The following is a 19,005-nucleotide window of genomic DNA, read 5'->3' on the forward strand; positions in this document are numbered from 1 at the left end:
ATTCGCCTCCTATGTTTTAATTTCTTTATAACTATACCAATTTTTACCTTTATCACTATTTAAGAAATCAAAAAACTCATATTCTATCAATTGTTTAAAAAATCTAGAAGACTCATAATTTTTAGATAAAATTTCTAAGATATCATTGTCTTTTATAGACTCTTTTTTAAACATATTTATCATGTTATTAATTTTATCTAAAAATATATTTATGTTTAATTTAATTTCATATAAAAGATCTCCATTACAAAGAATTTCATATAAATGATTTTTTTTGATTGATATAAAAATATTATTCATATGCAATTCTTTATTTTTAAAGTTAAACATGTTTGTAATATCATAAAAATTTTTATTAATCATATTATAGCTACCATATAAATAAATTTCTATGAATTTATTATTAAAGTAATGTTTGTAAATAATTGGTTTTTTAATATCAAAAATAAATCTTAAATAATGTGTATAACTAAGATTATTAATTAGCTTGTCATCATTAGGCATATTAAATCCGATAATTTTACTTAACCTATATAAAGTTTCATATGCCTTATTGTTGGAAATTTCAGACACATCAATATAATAAACATGAGAAATATTTTTTAAATTTTTTAAATGGGTTCTGGCTATATATGTAAATCTTATGTGTTTATTAATATTTTTAATATTATTTATTCCATTTTCAATTTCTTTCTTAGAGGCGATGGTTTTGTTTTTTGTTACAGCGTAATAATAATTATCAAATAGATGATCAGTGCAATTTAAATTACTAAAAGTTAGATTATCTTTATTTTTTAAGATTTTATAATTATAAACACTGGTCATTATTTTAATAGGATCTCTTACTAAACATATTGCTGGAACATGTTTATTTATCATATGCAAGTATTTATCATATTGATAAAAATTACATTCTAAGATAGGTATGCATGCAATATAATTATTTTTTATCTTTAAGTTACCATAAAAAGCTTTATATCTATCCAGTCCATTATCATACCAAATATTTTTTTCTAAAATTTTAACATTACATCTGGAAAGCATTTCTTGAAAAGCTTTCTCTCCTGTTCCATGGCCTCCTATTAAAACAAACTTATACCCATCAGGTAAAGGTAAATTCATCTCCCATGCAAGTTCAGCTGGTATGTTTTTATAGTTTATTTTTTCTTTTTCATCATTTAGTTTTTTAGGATCAAGTAATGAAGGATAAGGATGGTTTTCTTTTTTATATTTTTCATTAAAATCATTTGATAATAGCCATTCTTCTATAAGATTAAAATTTTGTATAAAATAATTAAAATTATGGAAAATATTATCAAGTATAGGTTGATAATCTTGATGAATTTTTAATATATTTTGTATTCTTGGAAGTTCTTTTAAAAAGGCTTGCTTATTTTTAGAGATTATTTTAATGATATTTGGACTTAATTTCGCAAAATTATTAAAAATTTCTTTAAATATTTTAAATTCTTTATTGGCTTTTTTAATATCATTTTTTAGTTTAAATCCACTTCCTTTATGCCAAGTTTTATCAGCCTTGATTAAAACTTCACCAAGCATATAAGATAAATGAAATTTATATTTTAAAGCCTGCTCATAATCGCTGCATGTTTCTAAATTTGGATATTTGAGTTGAGGAAAAACTTGTATGGTTTGTTGATAAATTTTTTGTTCTTTTTTGTGTTGTTTTTTGATTTTATAGAGTTTTTTAAATAATGCTATATACCCCCCCCCATTGTTTGTAAACTCAATCATAGCTTGACCTAGTTTATAAGCAAGATGATTTTTTACTCTTTCTATAGCTGAGTTTGGGTTATGCATAGGGTTTCTCCTTATTTTTATTTTTTCTATCTCTAAAAAATTCTTTTCTATGAAACAAAAATTTTTTCAATATTCTGTAGAATTTCATATGCGATATCTTTGTTTTGATAAAATCAGGTATTAAGATATTGAATAATTTTATAAAAATATTTTTGTTATATAATTCAAACTTATAAGGGGTGTAAATTAAAGATTGAAAATTATATGAAACTTTATCAATATTTTTAACATCTAAAAAACATTGATTTTCTAAAACTATTTTATAAAAATCTATTTTATAAACTTTATTATAGAATCTACCATTGTTAAAACTTTTTTTATAATAAGATTTTCCAAAACTATAAAAATTATTTTTTAGATACCATATAAATTTTAAAACTTTATTATAATCAATTTTCAAATCTGAAACCAAAAATCTCAAAAGTTCATCGCTGTTATGAGCTTGAAAATTTAAACCTTGAAAGTTATAAAATGCATTAGCACAATTTATACAAGGCTTATTCATTATCATAGCATAAAGCCCAACACCCGAATTCAACGTAACCACCACATCACACAAACTAATTGCATCGATAATATTTGTCTTATTTGAAATAAAATTTAAATTCTTATACTTAGATTTCGCTATTTTTAAGCTAAGAGGATGCTTTTTCACTAAAAAAATATGAGTTTGTCTTAATTTAAAAGCCGTATCATTTATTATATCTAAAAAACCACTCCAATCAAAAGGTTTATATGTAAAATATTTTATAACAGTATCGCTTTCAACTTGCAACGGAACAAAAACTATCTTTTTATCGTTAACAAAAAATTTATCTTTCAAATAGTTAAAATTTCTTTTTCCTTGCTTTTCTAAAAAATTATTTCCATCTATAATACTATTGATATATTCTTTACATTCTAAAATTTGAGATTTACTTAAAACTTTATTCCAATTTTCTTCATTATATAAATTTGAATCATAATTAAAACCATTGGTATCAAAAAACCAACTATCAGGCAATGCTCCTCTGTCAAAACATACAAAATCAATATTTTCTGATTTTGCAAATTTATATATTTTTAATCTTTTTTCATTTCCATAAGGATTTGGAAATAAAATCTTGTTTATGTTATTTTGCTTTAAAAAATCTAACAATTTATCTTGATTAAATTTTTCATCTTCAAAAAAATAGTTTTCATTTTTACTTATTACATTGCCTATATATACAAGAGCACTATGTAAAGAATTTAATATTAATTTTTCCTTAGAACAAAGCAATAAAATATTATTTTTTAAAGCATCTTTATCAAGCAATGGTTTAATTTGATAATTTTTTAAATTGGCCAAATTCTTATAAAATATTTTATGATTTTTATGTCTATAAGACATATAATTATTTTGATTAGGCTCTTCATGATAAAAATGATACATATAAATTCCATGAAAGCTCATTTCATACCCAAGTAAAGAGAACCAAGCTCTAAAACCTTTAAATTTTCTTATATTCCAAGTTCCCTCATCATAACACAATGCTTTTGGAGTATTTGAAAAATTTGTTGTATAAAAAAGCAATCTTGCAAAAAAATCATGATCCTCATAACTATGACCTATAAAATTATGATTATTACCCCCTAATACTAAGAATTTATATCTATTTACGATAATGGAACTTGAAATAAGAGAAAAATATTTAATCAATTTTCTTTTTCCGGTGATTAAATCATGTTTGATAATTTCATCCCATAAGTATTTATCCTCTTTATAAATTTTCTCACTACCACTTTGACTTAAATACACTACAGGTAAAACCAATAATTCATTGATATTTTGAGCAATATTTTTAACTTTAATAAGATTTAAAATTTTTTCTAAAGATAATAAACTAATATAACAATCAACATCTAAAAACATTATAACTTTAGAATTTGCATAAACAGCGCCCAAATTTCTACATTTTCCTTGGGAAAAATAATCTTTTTGGTCGTCATCTTTTAAATAAATATGACCACTATTTTCTATGATTTGTTTTAAATTGTTTTTCAAAGATGAATATCCTTCAACGAAAATAAACTCCATATTCTCATCGCTTTGAAAAAATTTAGCTTTTTGAAGAACCCTTTCTTCTATATAAGAACGTTCCTTGCTTAATCCAAAAGGAATAACAACTGATAACAAAGGTATAACTTTCACACATTTCCTATTGCATAAAGTTGAATAATGCCTACAACCTTATCTTCTTTAGATACAACAATTTCTTTGATTTTATGTTTTAGCATGATCTCCTCTGCTTCACTTGCCATAGCATCAGCATCGACTACTTTAGGATTTGTACTCATGATTTCTTTAGCCTTAAAATCAAATCTTGGCTTATCGCTTGTCTTTAAAGCACGACGCAAATCCCCATCAGTGATGATACCAATCAATTTTTCATTTTCAAGCACCACACAAAGCCCTAGCTTGCCACTAGTCATCACATCAACAAGATCGTTAAATTCGGTATCAGGATGCACTATAGGAAGGTTACTTGAAACCATAAGATCTTTTACCTTGGTTAAAAGCTTACGTCCCAAACTTCCCCCTGGATGAAAAAGAGCAAAATCATCAGGCTTGAAATTTCTTACCTTCATCAAAGCAGCCGCTAAAGCATCCCCCATAACCAAAGTTGCCGTTGTCGAAGACATAGGGGCAAGCTGCAAAGGACAAGCTTCCTTTTCTACGGATATATTTAAAAATATATCGCCTTGCTTTACAAGGGTGGAATTTTTTTTACCACACATTACTATAAGTGGAATTTTGCGCTTTTTTATAGCAGGAATGATTTTTAAAATTTCTTCAGTTTCTCCTGAATTTGAAATAGCAATTAAAACATCTTCGGGAGTTAACATTCCAAGATCTCCATGCAAAGCCTCTCCTGGATGGATGAAAAAGCTTGGCGTTCCTGTACTTGCTAAAGTAGCTGCTATCTTAGCGCCTATATGACCTGATTTACCCATGCCACTAACTATACAACGCCCTTTGGTATTTAACATCAAATTCACAGCTTGATTAAAATTTTCATCTAAATTTTTAGCCAAATCCAAAATAGCTTGCGCTTCTTTTTCAAAAACTTCTTTGGCTATTTCAAGAATATTCATTTTTAAACCTTAAAGATTAAGCACAACATTGGTTGCGATAGCAATCTGATAAAGAATTTGAGTTAACATTGAAAAAATTTGCAAATTCTCACTATCCACTTTTGGCAATACCAACACAGAATCGCCTGGTTTCATATCTATACCACTATGATATTTTTCAGCTTTTCCATTGCTTCGTATCACCAAAACTTTTGAAGTATCCGCTCTTTCTCCATAACCTCCTGCAAGATTGATATAATATCTTAAATCTTTTCCTTTATCATACACAAAAGCCCCTGGCAAAGAAACTTCACCTTGAACTATGATGAGATTATTCTTACTTGGTACATTAATAGTATCACCATCTTCTAAAATAACCGAATTATAAGACTTTGGATTATCGATGACAATTTGACCCTTAGGCTCTACTTGCTTAGCTCTTTGGATAAATTCTAAAATCGTTTTTGCTTGTTGAGCTCTTATAGCTGCGCCTTGAGCTGTAACAGAACTGCTAGTTAAAGCTAGAGTTTCAAGCTCTTTAAGCTGAGCATTGATAAGTTCTTTTTGAGTTCTAGCTACACTTTTTCTAAATACTTGCAAAGCTTGCATATTTGATTGCGGATTAGCCTTGATTAGTTTAGAAATATCTTCCAAAGTCGTTCCTTTGCCCACAACTAAAGTTTTTAAACCATTATGCTCGCCATTTACACTTATAGTTATATTTTCAGAAACATACTCAGGGTGAAATTCTACCTCATCTCCCGTTCTAAGTAAAACTTTTGAAAATTGCATTTTATTATAAGCACTGACATCAAGTTTATGATCTTCACCATAACTTTTTACGATAGCATTAGTCACGATAGGTTTAGCACCTGATACTCTAGCTAAGTCAGCTAAAGTTTTAATATCATTTGAAAGTTCAAAACGAAAAGGTCTTTGCACATCACCGTTAACAAAAGCGTAATTTTGAACATTTCCTACTAAAATAACATCTCCGCTTCTAAAAGGAAAAAGATCCATTTGCCCCTTTAGTAAAAAATCATATAAATCGATATTTTTTATCACACTGTTATTGCGCAAAATTTGAATATCTCTAAAACTTCCATATTCTAAATTTATACCCCTTGCTTTATCAAGATACTGTATTACTGAATCCGAACTAAGTCCTTGATAAAGTCCTGGAGCATTAACGCTTCCTGTTACAAAAACACTGACATTTTGATAAGCATTCATATCTGCATAAACAAAAACATTGCTTTTATAGATTTTATTAACACGTGCTTTTATAACACTTACAAGGGCACTATTTTTCACACCTAGTAAATTTACAGCTCCTACTTTAGGGATAAAAATATTTCCTTGAGAATCCACCACTAAAACTTGCGAAAACTCAACAGCTCCCCAAATTTTAAGACTGATTTGATCACCGACTGCGATCTTATAATCTGGGTTATAAACTCTTTGATTGTAATTTTTAAAATTTCCATTAAAAAGATGAGCACCAAATACTAAAATTTGATGAATTTTTGTAAGATTATTTTCTTTATTTGCTATATCATAATTTGAGCTTAAATTTTGATCTATACTAGTTGTAGTAGAACCTTGATCTTCCGCTGAAATGATTTGTGAAACATCCACAGCTCCAAAACATAAAATACAACTAAAAAATAAAATTAATATTTTCTTCATTTTAATACTTATGCTCCTCTATTATCATTTTAATAAATTTAACAATCCCAAAAATCAAAGATAATACAATAAATGCTGTTAAAATATCATAAATTCTTTCAGGATATTTTGCACTTTCTGGAATATCTGGACTTTGAATGATGACAAGTTGTTTTATTTTTCTTAATGCTTCTATTCTAGCACTTTCATAAGCTTTTAAAGCTGCTTCATAAGCTTTTTGCGCAAAAGTAGCTTCTATAGTTAAATCCTGAAATTTAGCAGCCAAGTCATTTAATTTTTGAGCAGGATTATTGGCTGAGATTTTAGATTTTTCCCTTAAAAGTTGTTTTTTGATTGCTTCAATTTCTGCTTTAAGTGCTACTACTTCAGGTGCTGCATCATTCATATAGCTTTGTAAGGTTAAAAGTTTGGCTTCTTTTTGAGCTAGATTAGCCTCAATTTGTGCAACCAAACTCGCTTTAGTTTCAGCTTGCTTTAAAGGATCGAAAACTCCGTATTTATTTTGAAAAGCAATCAAATCGTTTTGTGCTTTTTGATATCGTTCTTTGTATTTTTGTACTTCATTTTCAGCAAAAGCCATTTGTTCTCTAGCTGCTTTATGAGAGATTTCGTTGATAAACTTTTCGCTTTCTTGCATAATAGTTTGAGCAATCAAATGAGCTGATTTAGGTGTAAAACCCTCTACTTCAACTTTTAAAAGTTTAGTGGTTTCATCCGTATGAACCTTAACTCTTGCTTGGTAGTATTTAAGATAAGATTCTATCGAGCTTGAATCCCAAATTTTAAAAGGTAAATCTATATGTTGCTCTTGATAAAGATTTTTAAGTTTAATTTTCTCATCTAAAATCTTTAACATATCACTTGATTCTATATAACCTTTTAGATAATTTAAATCTTCGCTTGCTGTAGAAGTACTACTAAGCAAAGACAAGATTCCACTTGTTTGAGCACTTTCTCCACTTGTTGATCTAACATCTAAAATCATCGTGCTTACATATCTTGGTGCTGCAATCAATGTATAATAAATCACAACAAAAATCATTATAAACCAAACAATTTTAAAAGAATCAAATATACTTAAATCTTTGATTTGTTCTAATAAAGTTTTATTTTCTTCCATTAAGCTTTTCCTTGATATACAGCTATTCCTTCATCTACATCATCATAAACCGTAATTTGTCCATTTTTCATATAAATTATTTTATCACACCATTCTTTAATTTCAGCTACATTATGAGATACCATAATCACTTTTGATTTGCTTAATCTTTCTCTATATAATTTCACACTTTTTTCCCTAAAAGCAGGATCTCCAACAGCTCCAGCCTCATCGATCAAATAATAATCAAAATCAAAAGCCATGCTAAGTCCAAAAGCTATCCTAGCACTCATTCCTGAAGAATAAGTCTTCATAGGCTCATCAAAAAATTTCCCAAGCTCTGCAAAATCTTCTACAAATTTTACTTTTTCTTGAAGTTCTTGTCCTTTATAACCATATACTCTAGCTACAAATTTAGCATTATCTCTGGCGGTTAAAGAACCTTGAAAAGCTCCATTTAATCCCAAAGGCCAAGATAATTTTTTATTAGTAATTATCTTGCCACTATCAGGAAGCTCTGCTCCGCTTAAAAGTCTCATGAGAGTGGACTTACCTGCACCATTACCCCCCATCAATCCTATACTACAATTTTCAGGAAATTCAAAAGTAAAATTTTTAAAAACATAATGCCTCCCACCGCTAAATAAAGGATAAGATTTTGTTAGATTGATTAACTTTATCATTCTTTTTTTGCCGCCGTTAAAGCTTGTCTGTTATAGTAATAGACAAAAAGTCCTATAAATAAAACAAGTAAAATCCAAAATATAGCATAAAAATAACTATATTCATCTTGCAAAGGATAATTCTCAAAAAAATTAAATCTTAAAAGCTCCATTATGTGAAGCAAAGGATTATAATAAAATATATCAAGCAAAAGTCTTGGCATAAGCCAAGTAGGAAATATAATCCCAGAACTCCAATAAAACACTATGCTAAAATAAGCTAATAAAGTTCTTAAAGGTTCTACAAAGTGCCAAATAATAGCAAAACAAATCCCTAAAGCAAAAGCTGAGCATATGAGTAAAAAAATACAAAATAAAACTCCAAGTAAATGAACAGGAAATACATCAAATCTAAAAAACCATCCTGCAAAAAAAAGCACAGTGATAAAAATCACAAAATAAATACAAAATTCGAGCAAAGTTCTAGCAATAAATACATGTATAGGCTTTACAGGTTTATAAGCAAAAAGAGCCAAATTTGCCTGAGTACCATTCATAAGCTGGGTTACTATACTTCTAAACATAAAAAAAGGCATAATGCCTGAAATCAAAAACATAAAAATAGAAATTCCCTCAGGCATAACTTGATGATGATATTCTCTTATAATGGTGAGAATTACCGTGATCGCAAGCGTTATTGACATTGGTTCTCCAACTACCCAAAGATAACCCAAATGCCTATTAACACCAAATCTAGTTTTTAACTCTCTAAAAAATAAAGCGTGAATTACATTTAACATTTATTTTCTATAACCTAACAATTTTACATAAACCATAATCATAACTCATTTTTTTAAACAAAATCATAAAAATTTATTTTTTACAAAACTCAAGCTTTTTACTAAGTCCTAAAGCATTGTTAGTAAATTTAAGCCAAAAAAGCTCTAAGGCATAAATTTTTGCACTTTTATCAAGTTTAGCAAAGGGAAATTTAGAAAAATAAATTTTCATTTGCTCCTTGCTTGCCATTTTAAACTCGGCCTTAGCTTGCACACCTTTTAAAAAGGCTATTTTACTTTCTTTGGCTATATTAAGTGCTATACTTGAATTTTCACTGGCTAATCTTATATGCTTAGTATCTTCATGAGAAGCGATAATAAAAGCTAAATTCTTCTCATCAAAAGCATAAAAAGCACTAGCTGTATAAACACCTTTTTCATCAATCATAGCCCAAGATAAAAGCTGCTCATTTTTTATAAATTCTAAAATTCTTTCATCCATATTGTAAAAATTATACTAAAATATTTTTAAAAATAACCGATTTTTAATTTAAACTATAAATATAAGGGGAAGAAATGCAAATTGATGCTAGCAAAAACCAAAGTTTTTCGATGGATTATACAACAAAAAGTGGCAAACATTTAGCCTTATCTATGTATGATAATCAAAGCGTAAGTTATGCAAACAATGAAGAAGGCAAGACTCTTAATCTTAAGCGTCAGTATGGCTTTAGTTTTACTTTTGAAGGCTCTAAGCTCACACAAAATGATCTTGATGAGATTAAAAATGCTATGAAAGAAGTTGAACCTATGATCAAAGACTTTTTAGCAAATTCTAAAGTCGGAGAGTTAAAGCCAAAAGAAATTATAGAATCAGCTATGCAAATGGCAAATGTTCTACCAACACCAAATGATGAAAACCATCAAAATGCTATTATGAATAATTTTACAAATAAACTCAGTGATTTACTAAAACAAAATCAAACAGATGATAAAGATATCAATGCTTCTATGCTTGAAGATAGCAAAAAACTTCTCGATGAAGTTTTAGAACAAATGAAAAAACAACTTGAAAAACAACTTGAAAAACAACTTGAAAAACAACAAGAAAAAGCCAAGGAAAATCAAGATAAGACAGATGATAGTTTAAATCTTTACGCTTAAATCATATAATATTAAAAATTATCAAGGAGTTTTAAATGACAAATATCGAAATTTTAGAAAATATGCTCAAACTCCAACAAAAACTCAACGATGAAACAAACGGCTTAAATTGGGAAAATGGCTATACCAAAGAAGGAAAACTGATCAGTTGGAGACGCTGTATTTATATGGAATGTGCAGAACTTATAGACTCTTTTGCATGGAAACATTGGAAAAACATTTCAAGTCCAACAAATTGGGAAAATGTACGCATAGAGATTGTTGATATTTGGCATTTTATCTTAAGTCTTTTACTTGAAGAATATCGCAATAAAAATGGAAACAATTTTAAAATTATAGCCAATGAAGTGATTTCAGTGAGTGTATTTCAGGATTTTTGCAAAGAAGAAGAGCATCCTAATGAGAGTGATATTTATGGTATTTTAAATGACATAGAGCTTATTATCCATAAATGCAGTGGCTTTGGATTTAATCTTGGAGAATTGCTTTCAACCTATTTTACCCTAGCTATTAAATGTGGGCTAAATCTTGAAATTCTTTATAAAACCTACATAGGTAAAAATGTTTTAAATATTTTTAGACAAAACAATGGTTACAAAGATGGTAGCTATAAAAAAACTTGGAATGGTAAAGAAGATAATGAAGTTTTAGCTCAAATTTTAGAACAAGAGCTTGATTTTGATGCTATTTATAAAAAACTAGAAGAATGCTACAAAAAGGCATAATTTGGATATTTTAAAACTTGCGATCAAAGATTTTTTAAGTCTTAAATTTTTAAAATTTGCCTTAATTCCTTTGATTTTTAGCCTTGTACTTATGCTTTTTTTAGGAGTACTTGGCTTTTCGGCTTTGCTGGATTATTTTAATTCTTTATTTAGCGTTGGAGAGGATTCGTTTTGGGCGTGGTTTTATGCCCTTCATTTTGTGCAAATTTTAATCACCATCATAAGCTTTTTATTTTCAGGTTTTATTGTTGTTTTTGCTTCGGTTTTTTTAGCCCTTTTTATCACTTCTTTTCTCACTCCTTTTATCGCTAAAGAAATCAACCAAAAATATTACCATTATGATAATACAAACGAAGTTTCAACCCTAAAAACTATCTTTGAAATTTTTAAAATATTTATAAAATTTATAGGGATTTTTTTACTTTGCACCTTGGCTTTATTTTTACCTTTTATCAATATTTTTGTATATTATCTTGCCTTTTATTATCTCTTTCACAAACTTTTAATGATTGATATTACAAGCACGATTTTAGACAAAGAAAGTTTTAAAAGCTTTCATTCTGATTTTTCGCCTTTAGAGTTTAAATTTAGCACTCTTTGTTTTTATCTACTCTCATCAGTACCACTTTTAGGACTTTTTTTACAAGTGTTTTTTATGATTTTTCTCACACATTTAGGCTATCAAAGAATTTTAAAACTAAAAGCTAAGGCTTGAAATATCGATTTTATGATTATATAAATAAGCTCTTAAAAGTCTTGGAATTTTAGCTATTCTGCATTCTTCTTTAAAATTTTTAGGTAATTTTTGACAAGTTTCATACTCAAAAACAATAGCTTGTTCGTTTTTATATACAAGTGCTATTTTACCACCTAAAACACAATCACCCCTTAAAAGCTCCTTTCTTTGTGCTGTGCTTAAAAGTAAACCTTTAATTTTCACCGCTCTAGCGATCAAGCTTTCATTTTTAGGGCAAATAAGAAGTCCTTGAATTTCTTTGATATTTTCAAAATCATAAAGTTTTTTCCTATCTTCATCAAGATAAGAAAAACTTCTTTTTAAACCCTGATGAAATTTACTCACAAAGGCATTAGAGAATTTTTTTCTTATATAATTTCTAAAATATTTTTCATTTTCATTACTTTCATCATGGAAATAAAAAATATCTTTTTCTTTTAAAAAAGATGAAATTTCATCTTTACTTATAAAGAGTAAAGGGCGTAAAAGTGTATAATTTTGGCGTTTTTCACACTCTTGCATACCTAAAATTTCAGCCAAACCTGCTCCTCGTGAAAGTTGCATCAAAAACCATTCAAATTGATCGTTTAAATGATGGGCTAAGATAAGATGATCATAATCTTGCTCAAGACAAATTTTTTCAAAAAAATCATAGCGAAAATCTCTGGCTTTTTTTTCAAAATTACTTTGAAATTTAGGAGCGTGTTTTATGAAAATTTTTTTATGAAATCTTAAAGCAAGTTCTTTGGCTTTTAACTCTTCTAAATCACTATTTTTTCTTGTTTTGTAATTTATCATCACAAGATCAAAGTCGATCTTTTCTTGCATTAAAAGATAAAAAAGCGCACTAGAATCACTTCCATAAGAAAAAGCGAGTAAATTTTTACCCTTTTTTAAAAGGGCTAAAATTTCATCTTTAATTTGCATCTACTTTTCTTAAAGCCTTAGCAAGGAGCTTTTTATCAAGGTTTTGTAAAATTTCACATTCATAAATTTGCCCCATTTCTAAATTTCCACATTCGCTTTCATTGATAAGAATTTCTCCATCAATCTCTCTATCCCATCTTAAATCTTTAGCTGCGATAAAAAACTCTCCCTCACTACTTTCTCCTGTGCAAACTACTAAACGCTTTTGCCCTACTTCTTTTTCAAAACTTTTTTCTATCACTTCATCAACAATTTTTTCTATGATTTTAAGCCTTTTATTGATCACTTTAAAAGACACTTGCTCCATATCAAAAGCGGCTGTATCTTCTTCCTTAGAATACGCAAAAACGCTTATCCTATCAAAACCAAAGTCTTTAACAAACGCACAAAGCTCTTCAAAATCCGCCTCACTTTCACCTGGATGCCCTACGATAAAGCCCGTGCGTAAAAAACTATTTGGCACACTTTTCATTAAATTTAGCATTTCTTTAAGTCTTGTGCTATTTGCCCCACGCTTCATGATTTTAAGCATATTATCACTTATGTGTTGTAAAGGCATATCAAAATAATTTACAAAAATTTCAGAAGCTATAATGCGTTTGATCAAAGCTTCACTCGCACTCGTAGGATAAAGATATAAAATTCTAGCCGCTCTTATGCCTTTGATTTTTTCCACCTCATCGATTAAGCGTATAAGCCCATCTTTTTCACCCTTATCAAACAAATAAGAACTCGTATCTTGTGCAATAAAAGAAAAGTCCTTATAACCTCTAGCCACCAAATCTTTAAGCTCAGCTATAATGCTACTTATTTCGCGAGATTTTAACTTGCCTTTAAAACTTGGGATGGCACAAAAAGAGCATTTTTGATTACAACCTTCGGCGATTTTTATAAAAGCATGGGAATTTGAACCTGTGATAATGCGTTTGGAATTTTCACCCTGCAAATAAGTCGAATTGGAAAATAAATTTGTTTTTTTAAGTATCATTTCATCAATTCTTTCATAATCACCCACACCTGTGAAAAGATCAACCTCAGGAAGTTCTTTCATAAGTTCTTCGCGGTAACGCTGCATCAAACAACCCGTAACCACCAAAAGAGAATCTTTTTTTCTTTGTTCGTGCAAATCCAAAATCGCATTAATGCTTTCTTTTTTTGCACTATCGATAAAACCACAGGTATTTACGATCAAAACATCGGCTTTGCTTGGTTCATCGCAAAGCTCATAAGCACTAAGGCGTCCTAGCATGATCTCACTATCGACTAAATTTTTATTACAACCTAAAGACATAAGATAAAGTTTTGACATTTTTTTCCTATATTAAAGTTTTCTTTTGATATAATTTTTGATTTTAAAAATATAATTATAGCAAAGAAATTTTATGGATAATTACGAATTTAGCGAACTTTTAAAAACTTTAAAAAACAAAGTCGGCAACATAGCCTCCATCATCAAGCCTGAAAATATCCAAACAAGGCTTAAAGAAATCGAAGAACTTGAAAATTCTCCTTCTTTTTGGAGTGATGTGAAACAAGCAGGGATCATAGGAAAAGAAAAAACCAAAATCACCAATCTACTTAAAAACTATGAAAATGCTTTTAATGCACTAAATGACGCAAACGAACTTTTCGATCTAGCCAATAGCGAAAACGATACAGAAACGCTTGAAGCTTTATTTAATGATGCACCAAAACTTGAAGATACTATCACAAGTCTTGAAATTTCCATGCTTTTAAGTGGGGAAAATGATGGTAAAAATGCCATTGTTTCCATTCATCCAGGTGCGGGCGGAACAGAAAGTAATGACTGGGCAAGCATACTTTATAGAATGTATTTAAGATTTTGCGAAAGAGAAGGTTTTAAAGTCGAAACTCTAGACTTTCAAGAAGGCGAAGAAGCAGGGCTTAAAGATGTGAGCTTTTTAGTTAAAGGCGAAAATGCTTATGGTTATTTAAAGGCTGAAAATGGTATCCATCGTTTGGTAAGAACTTCTCCTTTTGATAGTGCAGGACGCCGCCATACAAGCTTTTCAAGTGTTATGGTAAGTCCTGAACTTGATGATGATATAGAAATTGAAATCGAAGAAAAAGATATAAGAATAGATTATTACAGAGCAAGTGGTGCAGGCGGACAACATGTTAATAAAACAGAATCAGCTGTGAGAATCACGCATTTTCCAACTGGTATAGTTGTACAATGCCAAAATGACAGAAGTCAGCACAAAAACAAAGCTACCGCTTTTAAAATGCTAAAATCTCGCCTTTATGAACTTGAACTCATGAAACAACAAGATAGTGCTAATGCTGGAGAAAAAAGCGAGATAGGCTGGGGGCATCAAATCCGCTCTTATGTGCTTTTCCCTTATCAGCAAGTCAAAGACAATCGCAGTGGAGAAGCTTTTTCTCAAGTGGATAATATCCTTGATGGGGATATTAAGAAAATGATAGAAGGCGTTTTGATTGCTTTAAAAGCGGAGTAATGACAAGGACTAGAATGGAAAATGAACTCATTGTTAGTAAAAATATGCAAAATATAATCATAGCAGGAAATGGACCTAGCCTAAAAAATATTAATTATAAAAGACTGCCTAGAGAATATGATGTTTTTAGGTGTAACCAGTTTTATTTTGAAGATAAGTATTATTTAGGAAAAAAGATTAAAGCAGTATTTTTTAATCCTGGTGTCTTTTTACAACAGTATCACACTGCAAAACAACTTATACTAAAAAATGAGTATGAAATAAAAAATATTTTTTGCTCTACATTTAATTTATCTTTTATTGAAAGCAATGATTTTTTACATCAATTTTATAATTTTTTCCCCGATGCAAAACTTGGCTATGAAGTTATTGAAAACCTTAAAGAATTTTATGCTTATATAAAATACAATGAAATTTATTTCAATAAAAGAATTACTTCAGGCGTCTATATGTGTGCAATTGCTATTGCATTAGGATATAAAACCATCTATTTATGTGGCATTGATTTTTATGAAGGAGATGTTATTTATCCTTTTGAAGCTATGAGTACAAATATAAAAACAATCTTTCCTGGAATAAAAGATTTCAAACCTTCAAATTGTCATTCTAAGGAATACGATATAGAAGCATTAAAATTGTTAAAATCAATATACAAAGTTAATATCTACGCATTGTGTGATGATTCTATTTTGGCAAATCATTTTCCTTTATCAATTAATATTAATAACAATTTCACTTTAGAAAATAAGCATAATAATTCTATAAATGATATTTTATTGACTGACAATACTCCTGGCGTAAGTTTTTATAAAAATCAACTTAAAGCTGATAATAAAATTATGCTTGATTTTTATAATATTCTTCATTCTAAAGATAATTTAATTAAATTTTTAAACAAAGAAATTGCGGTATTAAAAAAACAAACCACTCAACGAGCTAAAACAAGAATTCAAAACCATCTATCCTATAAACTAGGACAGGCTTTGATTATAAATTCTAAAAGTGTATTAGGCTATTTATCTTTACCTTTTATAATATTAAGTATTGTTATTTCACATAAACAAGAACAAAAGGCTTATAAATTTAAAGTAAAGAAAAATCCAAATTTAGCCTTACCTCCTTTAGAAACTTATCCTGATTATAAAGAAGCTTTAAAAGAAAAAGAATGTTTTACTTATAAACTAGGAGAAGAATTTATTAAAGCTAGTAAGAATTGGTATGGGGGGGGGTATATCAAGTTTTACTTCAAAGATGTGTCTAGGTTAAAGAGAGAAATAAAAGAAAAATAAGTAATTTCTGCAAAATGTCGGTATAAAAAAATCGGTATAAAAAAATTAGAAAGATAGCGGGACTTTCCCGCTTGTTTTATTATCTTACATAAATTCTATAGGCATCAACTACAGGACAATAAATTCTTTTTTTAAGATCACTATCGCAACGAACATAAACAACTTTATAGTCTTTTTTATCGTTTGGATTTAATAAGAAAACATAGTTTGAATATGGATATTTATCTATTTCTAAATCACGCTTCATTTCTTTGATTTTACCTTCTGGGTCTTTGAAATCACTAATTGCTCTGACTGAAGTATAATCATGAAGCTTATAATTTGGATATTTTTTTCATAATCTCTTGATTACCTAAATCAAACATAGCTTGATCGTTGCCATTGTTTTTTAATTCGACTAAACCGCCATCGCCACAACCTATAATTAAAGTCATAGCTCCCAAAGCCAAAGCACTTGTTAAAATCTTTTTCATTATTTTTGCTCCTAGTTTTAAAATTAAATTAATATAACTATACCTAAATTTAAAATTTAAATATCATTTTTGCAATAAATTCTAAAGTAAAAATCACATAAAAATTTAACTCATAATCATTTCACTCAAACAAATTTTTATGCAAAATTTCTTCTAAAACCACAGTAGCATAAGAGCCTTTTTGCAAGAAAAACTCTATACAAAAATGAGCTTTTTCTTCATCATAACGCCATTTTAACCCTTCTAAATATCCCCACATAAAGCGTCTTGAACCTTGCATTTTAGCCTTAAACTCCAAAGCATCTTTAAAAATTTCATTTTCTAAATTTAAAGCCAAACCTTCTCCTGTTTCATAAGCCTTAGCACCGATTAAAAGTCCCATAGCGCTAATGTCTCTTGCTCTAAAACGCTCAAGCTCAGCACTCAAATCCTCACATAAAAAACACTTTCCAAAAGGATAATGCCCTAAAACCTCGCCTTTTAAAAGTTTAAAAAATTGCTCTTGTTTTTTAAGTTCCTTGGCTTCTTTAGAAATTTTATAAATTTGGATCAATTCTTTTTCGCTAAAATCATTTGCAAAATGTGATAACTCCACTCTTTTACTCAAATAGCGATTAAAAAGCTCACTTTGAAAAGCTGAAATTAAAAACTCTTTCATTTTTACATTTTTCATCTTTTTGCCACGCAAAATTTCAAACCCTTCTTTGTAATTATCCCCAAATTTTCCAAAACGCTGATAACCAAAATAATTCGCAAAACCTTGTTTATCCAAATTCATCAAAGCTTGTTCTAGTTTTAAAGCATCACTTGGTAAAACTTTTTTTAAGCGTATGAAAAAAGAATTTCCTTTTAAATGCCCTATCCTTAGCTTGTTTTCATGGATAAAAGTTTCTAAAATTTTAAGTTTAGGATGAGAAAAATTTGACAAAAAACTCTCAAATTTTTTAGGCATAGAAAGGTATTGAAAGGTTGATCCTTGCTTGTCTTTAAGCCCTGCATAACCAAAATCTCTTATTTTAACCCCACTTGCTTCGCTTAAAATTTTTAAAGCTTCATTTGTGGTTAAATCTTTTTTATTGATATGCAAAATAAGATGCTCGCCCTTACCACTAAATTCATACAAAGGTCTTTCACGCACTACAAAATCATCGCTATTTTTACTAAAATACGCATTAATAGGGCTGTGTTTTAAACTATACAAAGGCTTAAAAATGGTGTTCTCTTCCGCTAAATCCATATTTTCCTTTCACTGCTTTTCCAAAGATATTTAATTTCACGCCGTGTTTTTTGGCTATTGTTTTTATATTTTGACGCTCTTTTTCATCAAAAGCAAACAAAATTTCATATTCTTCTCCACTATAAAGCGTATAATCATCAAGTTTTTTAAACCAAGAAATACCACATTTATTTAAGGCTAAAAGCCTTGATAAATCTTTGCTTAAACCATCTGAAATATCCATAGCACAAGAAATTAAAGGTGCGATTTCATAAAAAAAACTAGCTCTTAATTTTGGCTTTATAAATACATGGTTTGGTTTTAAAGCACCCCCATTTTGTAAAATTTCAAGCCCTTTTAAACTTCGCCCTAATTTTCCTGTATAAGCAAGCAAATGTCCCTTTTTTAAACCTTTTCTAAAAACAGCTTTATTGTTAATCTTTGAAATGATAGTAAGACTAATGTCTATTTTATCATTGCTTATAGTATCGCCGCCTATGATTTTTATATTAAATTTCCTAGATGTTTTTAAGAAGCCTTTTTGCAAGGCTTTGATCTCATTTTCGCTTAAATTTTTTGGTAAAGCAAGTCCTAAAAGTGCGTATTTTGGCACAGCATTCATCGCAATAGCATCTGAGATATTAACAAGCATTGCTTTTGTAGCAATTTGCTCTAAGCTAAGCCACTCTCTTTTAAAATGCACGTTTTCAAAAAACAAATCCTTACTAAAACACCAATCATCAATAACAGCTCCATCATCGCCATTTTTTTCATTTAAAAAAGCTTTGATAATAAAATCTTCTTTGTTCATAATGCGTGATTTTATAAAATTTCCTTTTAAATTCTAGT

General features: G+C 28.9%; 17 protein-coding genes and 1 pseudogene. 5 read left to right on the forward strand and 13 right to left on the reverse strand.

All coding sequences use genetic code 11. The features are described from left to right. Window positions 1-9 precede the first annotated feature (9 nt). The 8 genes from AT682_RS10120 to AT682_RS07555 all read right to left on the reverse strand — a co-directional run bounded on the left by AT682_RS10120 (window position 10) and on the right by AT682_RS07555 (window position 9,648). A complete protein-coding gene (locus AT682_RS10120; RefSeq protein WP_058207866.1) occupies window positions 10-1,821 on the reverse strand; it encodes an O-methyl phosphoramidate transferase in 1,812 nt (603 codons plus the stop codon). Then, window positions 1,814-3,994 (reverse strand): capsular polysaccharide export protein, LipB/KpsS family, encoded by a 2,181-nt coding sequence (locus AT682_RS07525; protein ID WP_002883233.1) that lies wholly within the window; start codon window positions 3,992-3,994, stop codon window positions 1,814-1,816. The genes AT682_RS10120 and AT682_RS07525 overlap by 8 nt, the downstream gene beginning before the upstream one ends. Beyond that, window positions 3,991-4,938: a KpsF/GutQ family sugar-phosphate isomerase gene (gene kpsF / locus AT682_RS07530; protein WP_002883232.1), complete on the reverse strand. Its 948-nt coding sequence runs from the start codon at window positions 4,936-4,938 to the stop codon at window positions 3,991-3,993. The genes AT682_RS07525 and kpsF overlap by 4 nt, the downstream gene beginning before the upstream one ends. A 9-nt stretch (window positions 4,939-4,947) precedes the next feature. Then, the gene (gene kpsD / locus AT682_RS07535; protein WP_002883231.1) at window positions 4,948-6,606 is read right to left on the reverse strand and encodes a polysaccharide biosynthesis/export family protein; all 1,659 of its coding nucleotides are present in this window, start codon (window positions 6,604-6,606) and stop codon (window positions 4,948-4,950) included. A 1-nt stretch (window position 6,607) separates the two neighbouring features. Then, window positions 6,608-7,726: a KpsE/RkpR family capsule polysaccharide export protein gene (kpsE, locus tag AT682_RS07540; RefSeq protein WP_002883230.1), complete on the reverse strand. Its 1,119-nt coding sequence runs from the start codon at window positions 7,724-7,726 to the stop codon at window positions 6,608-6,610. Beyond that, on the reverse strand, window positions 7,726-8,388 hold the full coding sequence (gene kpsT, locus AT682_RS07545) for an ABC transporter ATP-binding protein (protein ID WP_002883229.1): 663 nt from the start codon (window positions 8,386-8,388) through the stop codon (window positions 7,726-7,728). The genes kpsE and kpsT overlap by 1 nt, the downstream gene beginning before the upstream one ends. Further along, window positions 8,385-9,167: a capsule polysaccharide transporter KpsM gene (gene kpsM, locus AT682_RS07550; protein WP_002883228.1), complete on the reverse strand. Its 783-nt coding sequence runs from the start codon at window positions 9,165-9,167 to the stop codon at window positions 8,385-8,387. Before kpsM ends, kpsT begins: the two co-directional genes overlap by 4 nt. Window positions 9,168-9,240: 73 nt before the next feature. After that, complete coding sequence (locus AT682_RS07555) at window positions 9,241-9,648, reverse strand: hypothetical protein (RefSeq protein ID WP_002781130.1); 408 nt, start codon at window positions 9,646-9,648, stop codon at window positions 9,241-9,243. A gap of 74 nt (window positions 9,649-9,722) precedes the next feature. Here AT682_RS07555 and ciaI point away from each other — a divergent pair, with 74 nt between their 5' ends. The 3 genes from ciaI to AT682_RS07570 are packed head-to-tail and all read left to right on the forward strand — an operon-like array spanning window position 9,723 to window position 11,750. Then, on the forward strand, window positions 9,723-10,310 hold the full coding sequence (gene ciaI, locus AT682_RS07560) for an intracellular survival protein CiaI (RefSeq protein WP_016818345.1): 588 nt from the start codon (window positions 9,723-9,725) through the stop codon (window positions 10,308-10,310). 35 nt (window positions 10,311-10,345) lie between these two features. After that, window positions 10,346-11,035: a dUTPase gene (gene dut / locus AT682_RS07565; protein ID WP_002856332.1), complete on the forward strand. Its 690-nt coding sequence runs from the start codon at window positions 10,346-10,348 to the stop codon at window positions 11,033-11,035. Window position 11,036: 1 nt separating this feature from the next. Continuing rightward, window positions 11,037-11,750, forward strand: coding sequence for an EI24 domain-containing protein (locus tag AT682_RS07570; protein ID WP_002883036.1), 714 nt, complete (start codon window positions 11,037-11,039; stop codon window positions 11,748-11,750). On the opposite strand, the gene tilS is transcribed toward AT682_RS07570, so the two are convergent. Both tilS and rimO read right to left on the reverse strand, forming a co-directional pair. Continuing rightward, window positions 11,733-12,698 (reverse strand): tRNA lysidine(34) synthetase TilS, encoded by a 966-nt coding sequence (tilS, locus tag AT682_RS07575; RefSeq protein ID WP_002883035.1) that lies wholly within the window; start codon window positions 12,696-12,698, stop codon window positions 11,733-11,735. The two genes, AT682_RS07570 and tilS, sit on opposite strands and share 18 nt — an antisense overlap. Further along, window positions 12,688-14,007 carry a 30S ribosomal protein S12 methylthiotransferase RimO gene (gene rimO, locus AT682_RS07580; RefSeq protein WP_002883033.1) on the reverse strand — a complete coding sequence of 440 codons (1,320 nt, stop codon included), beginning with the start codon at window positions 14,005-14,007 and terminating at the stop codon, window positions 12,688-12,690. Before rimO ends, tilS begins: the two co-directional genes overlap by 11 nt. Before the next feature lie 73 nt (window positions 14,008-14,080). Between rimO and prfB the strand changes: the two genes are divergently transcribed. After that, window positions 14,081-15,178 (forward strand): peptide chain release factor 2, encoded by a 1,098-nt coding sequence (gene prfB / locus AT682_RS07585; RefSeq protein WP_002883032.1) that lies wholly within the window; start codon window positions 14,081-14,083, stop codon window positions 15,176-15,178. 14 nt (window positions 15,179-15,192) lie between these two features. Beyond that, entirely contained in the window at window positions 15,193-16,467 is a 1,275-nt protein-coding gene (locus AT682_RS07590) for an alpha-2,3-sialyltransferase (protein ID WP_016818344.1), read from the forward strand. Window positions 16,468-16,627: 160 nt separating this feature from the next. Here the strand turns inward: AT682_RS07590 and AT682_RS07595 are convergent. The 3 genes and pseudogenes from AT682_RS07595 to thiL form a co-directional block, all read right to left on the reverse strand. Beyond that, a pseudogene (locus AT682_RS07595) lies at window positions 16,628-16,940 on the reverse strand (hypothetical protein); the annotation flags it as partial. 121 nt (window positions 16,941-17,061) lie between these two features. After that, window positions 17,062-18,177 (reverse strand): tRNA pseudouridine(13) synthase TruD, encoded by a 1,116-nt coding sequence (gene truD / locus AT682_RS07600; protein WP_002883401.1) that lies wholly within the window; start codon window positions 18,175-18,177, stop codon window positions 17,062-17,064. After that, on the reverse strand, window positions 18,146-18,967 hold the full coding sequence (gene thiL / locus AT682_RS07605; RefSeq protein ID WP_002883403.1) for a thiamine-phosphate kinase: 822 nt from the start codon (window positions 18,965-18,967) through the stop codon (window positions 18,146-18,148). The genes truD and thiL overlap by 32 nt, the downstream gene beginning before the upstream one ends. Window positions 18,968-19,005 lie beyond the last annotated feature (38 nt).

The organism is Campylobacter jejuni (assembly GCF_001457695.1).
Classification (GTDB): Bacteria; Campylobacterota; Campylobacteria; order Campylobacterales; family Campylobacteraceae; genus Campylobacter_D; species Campylobacter_D jejuni.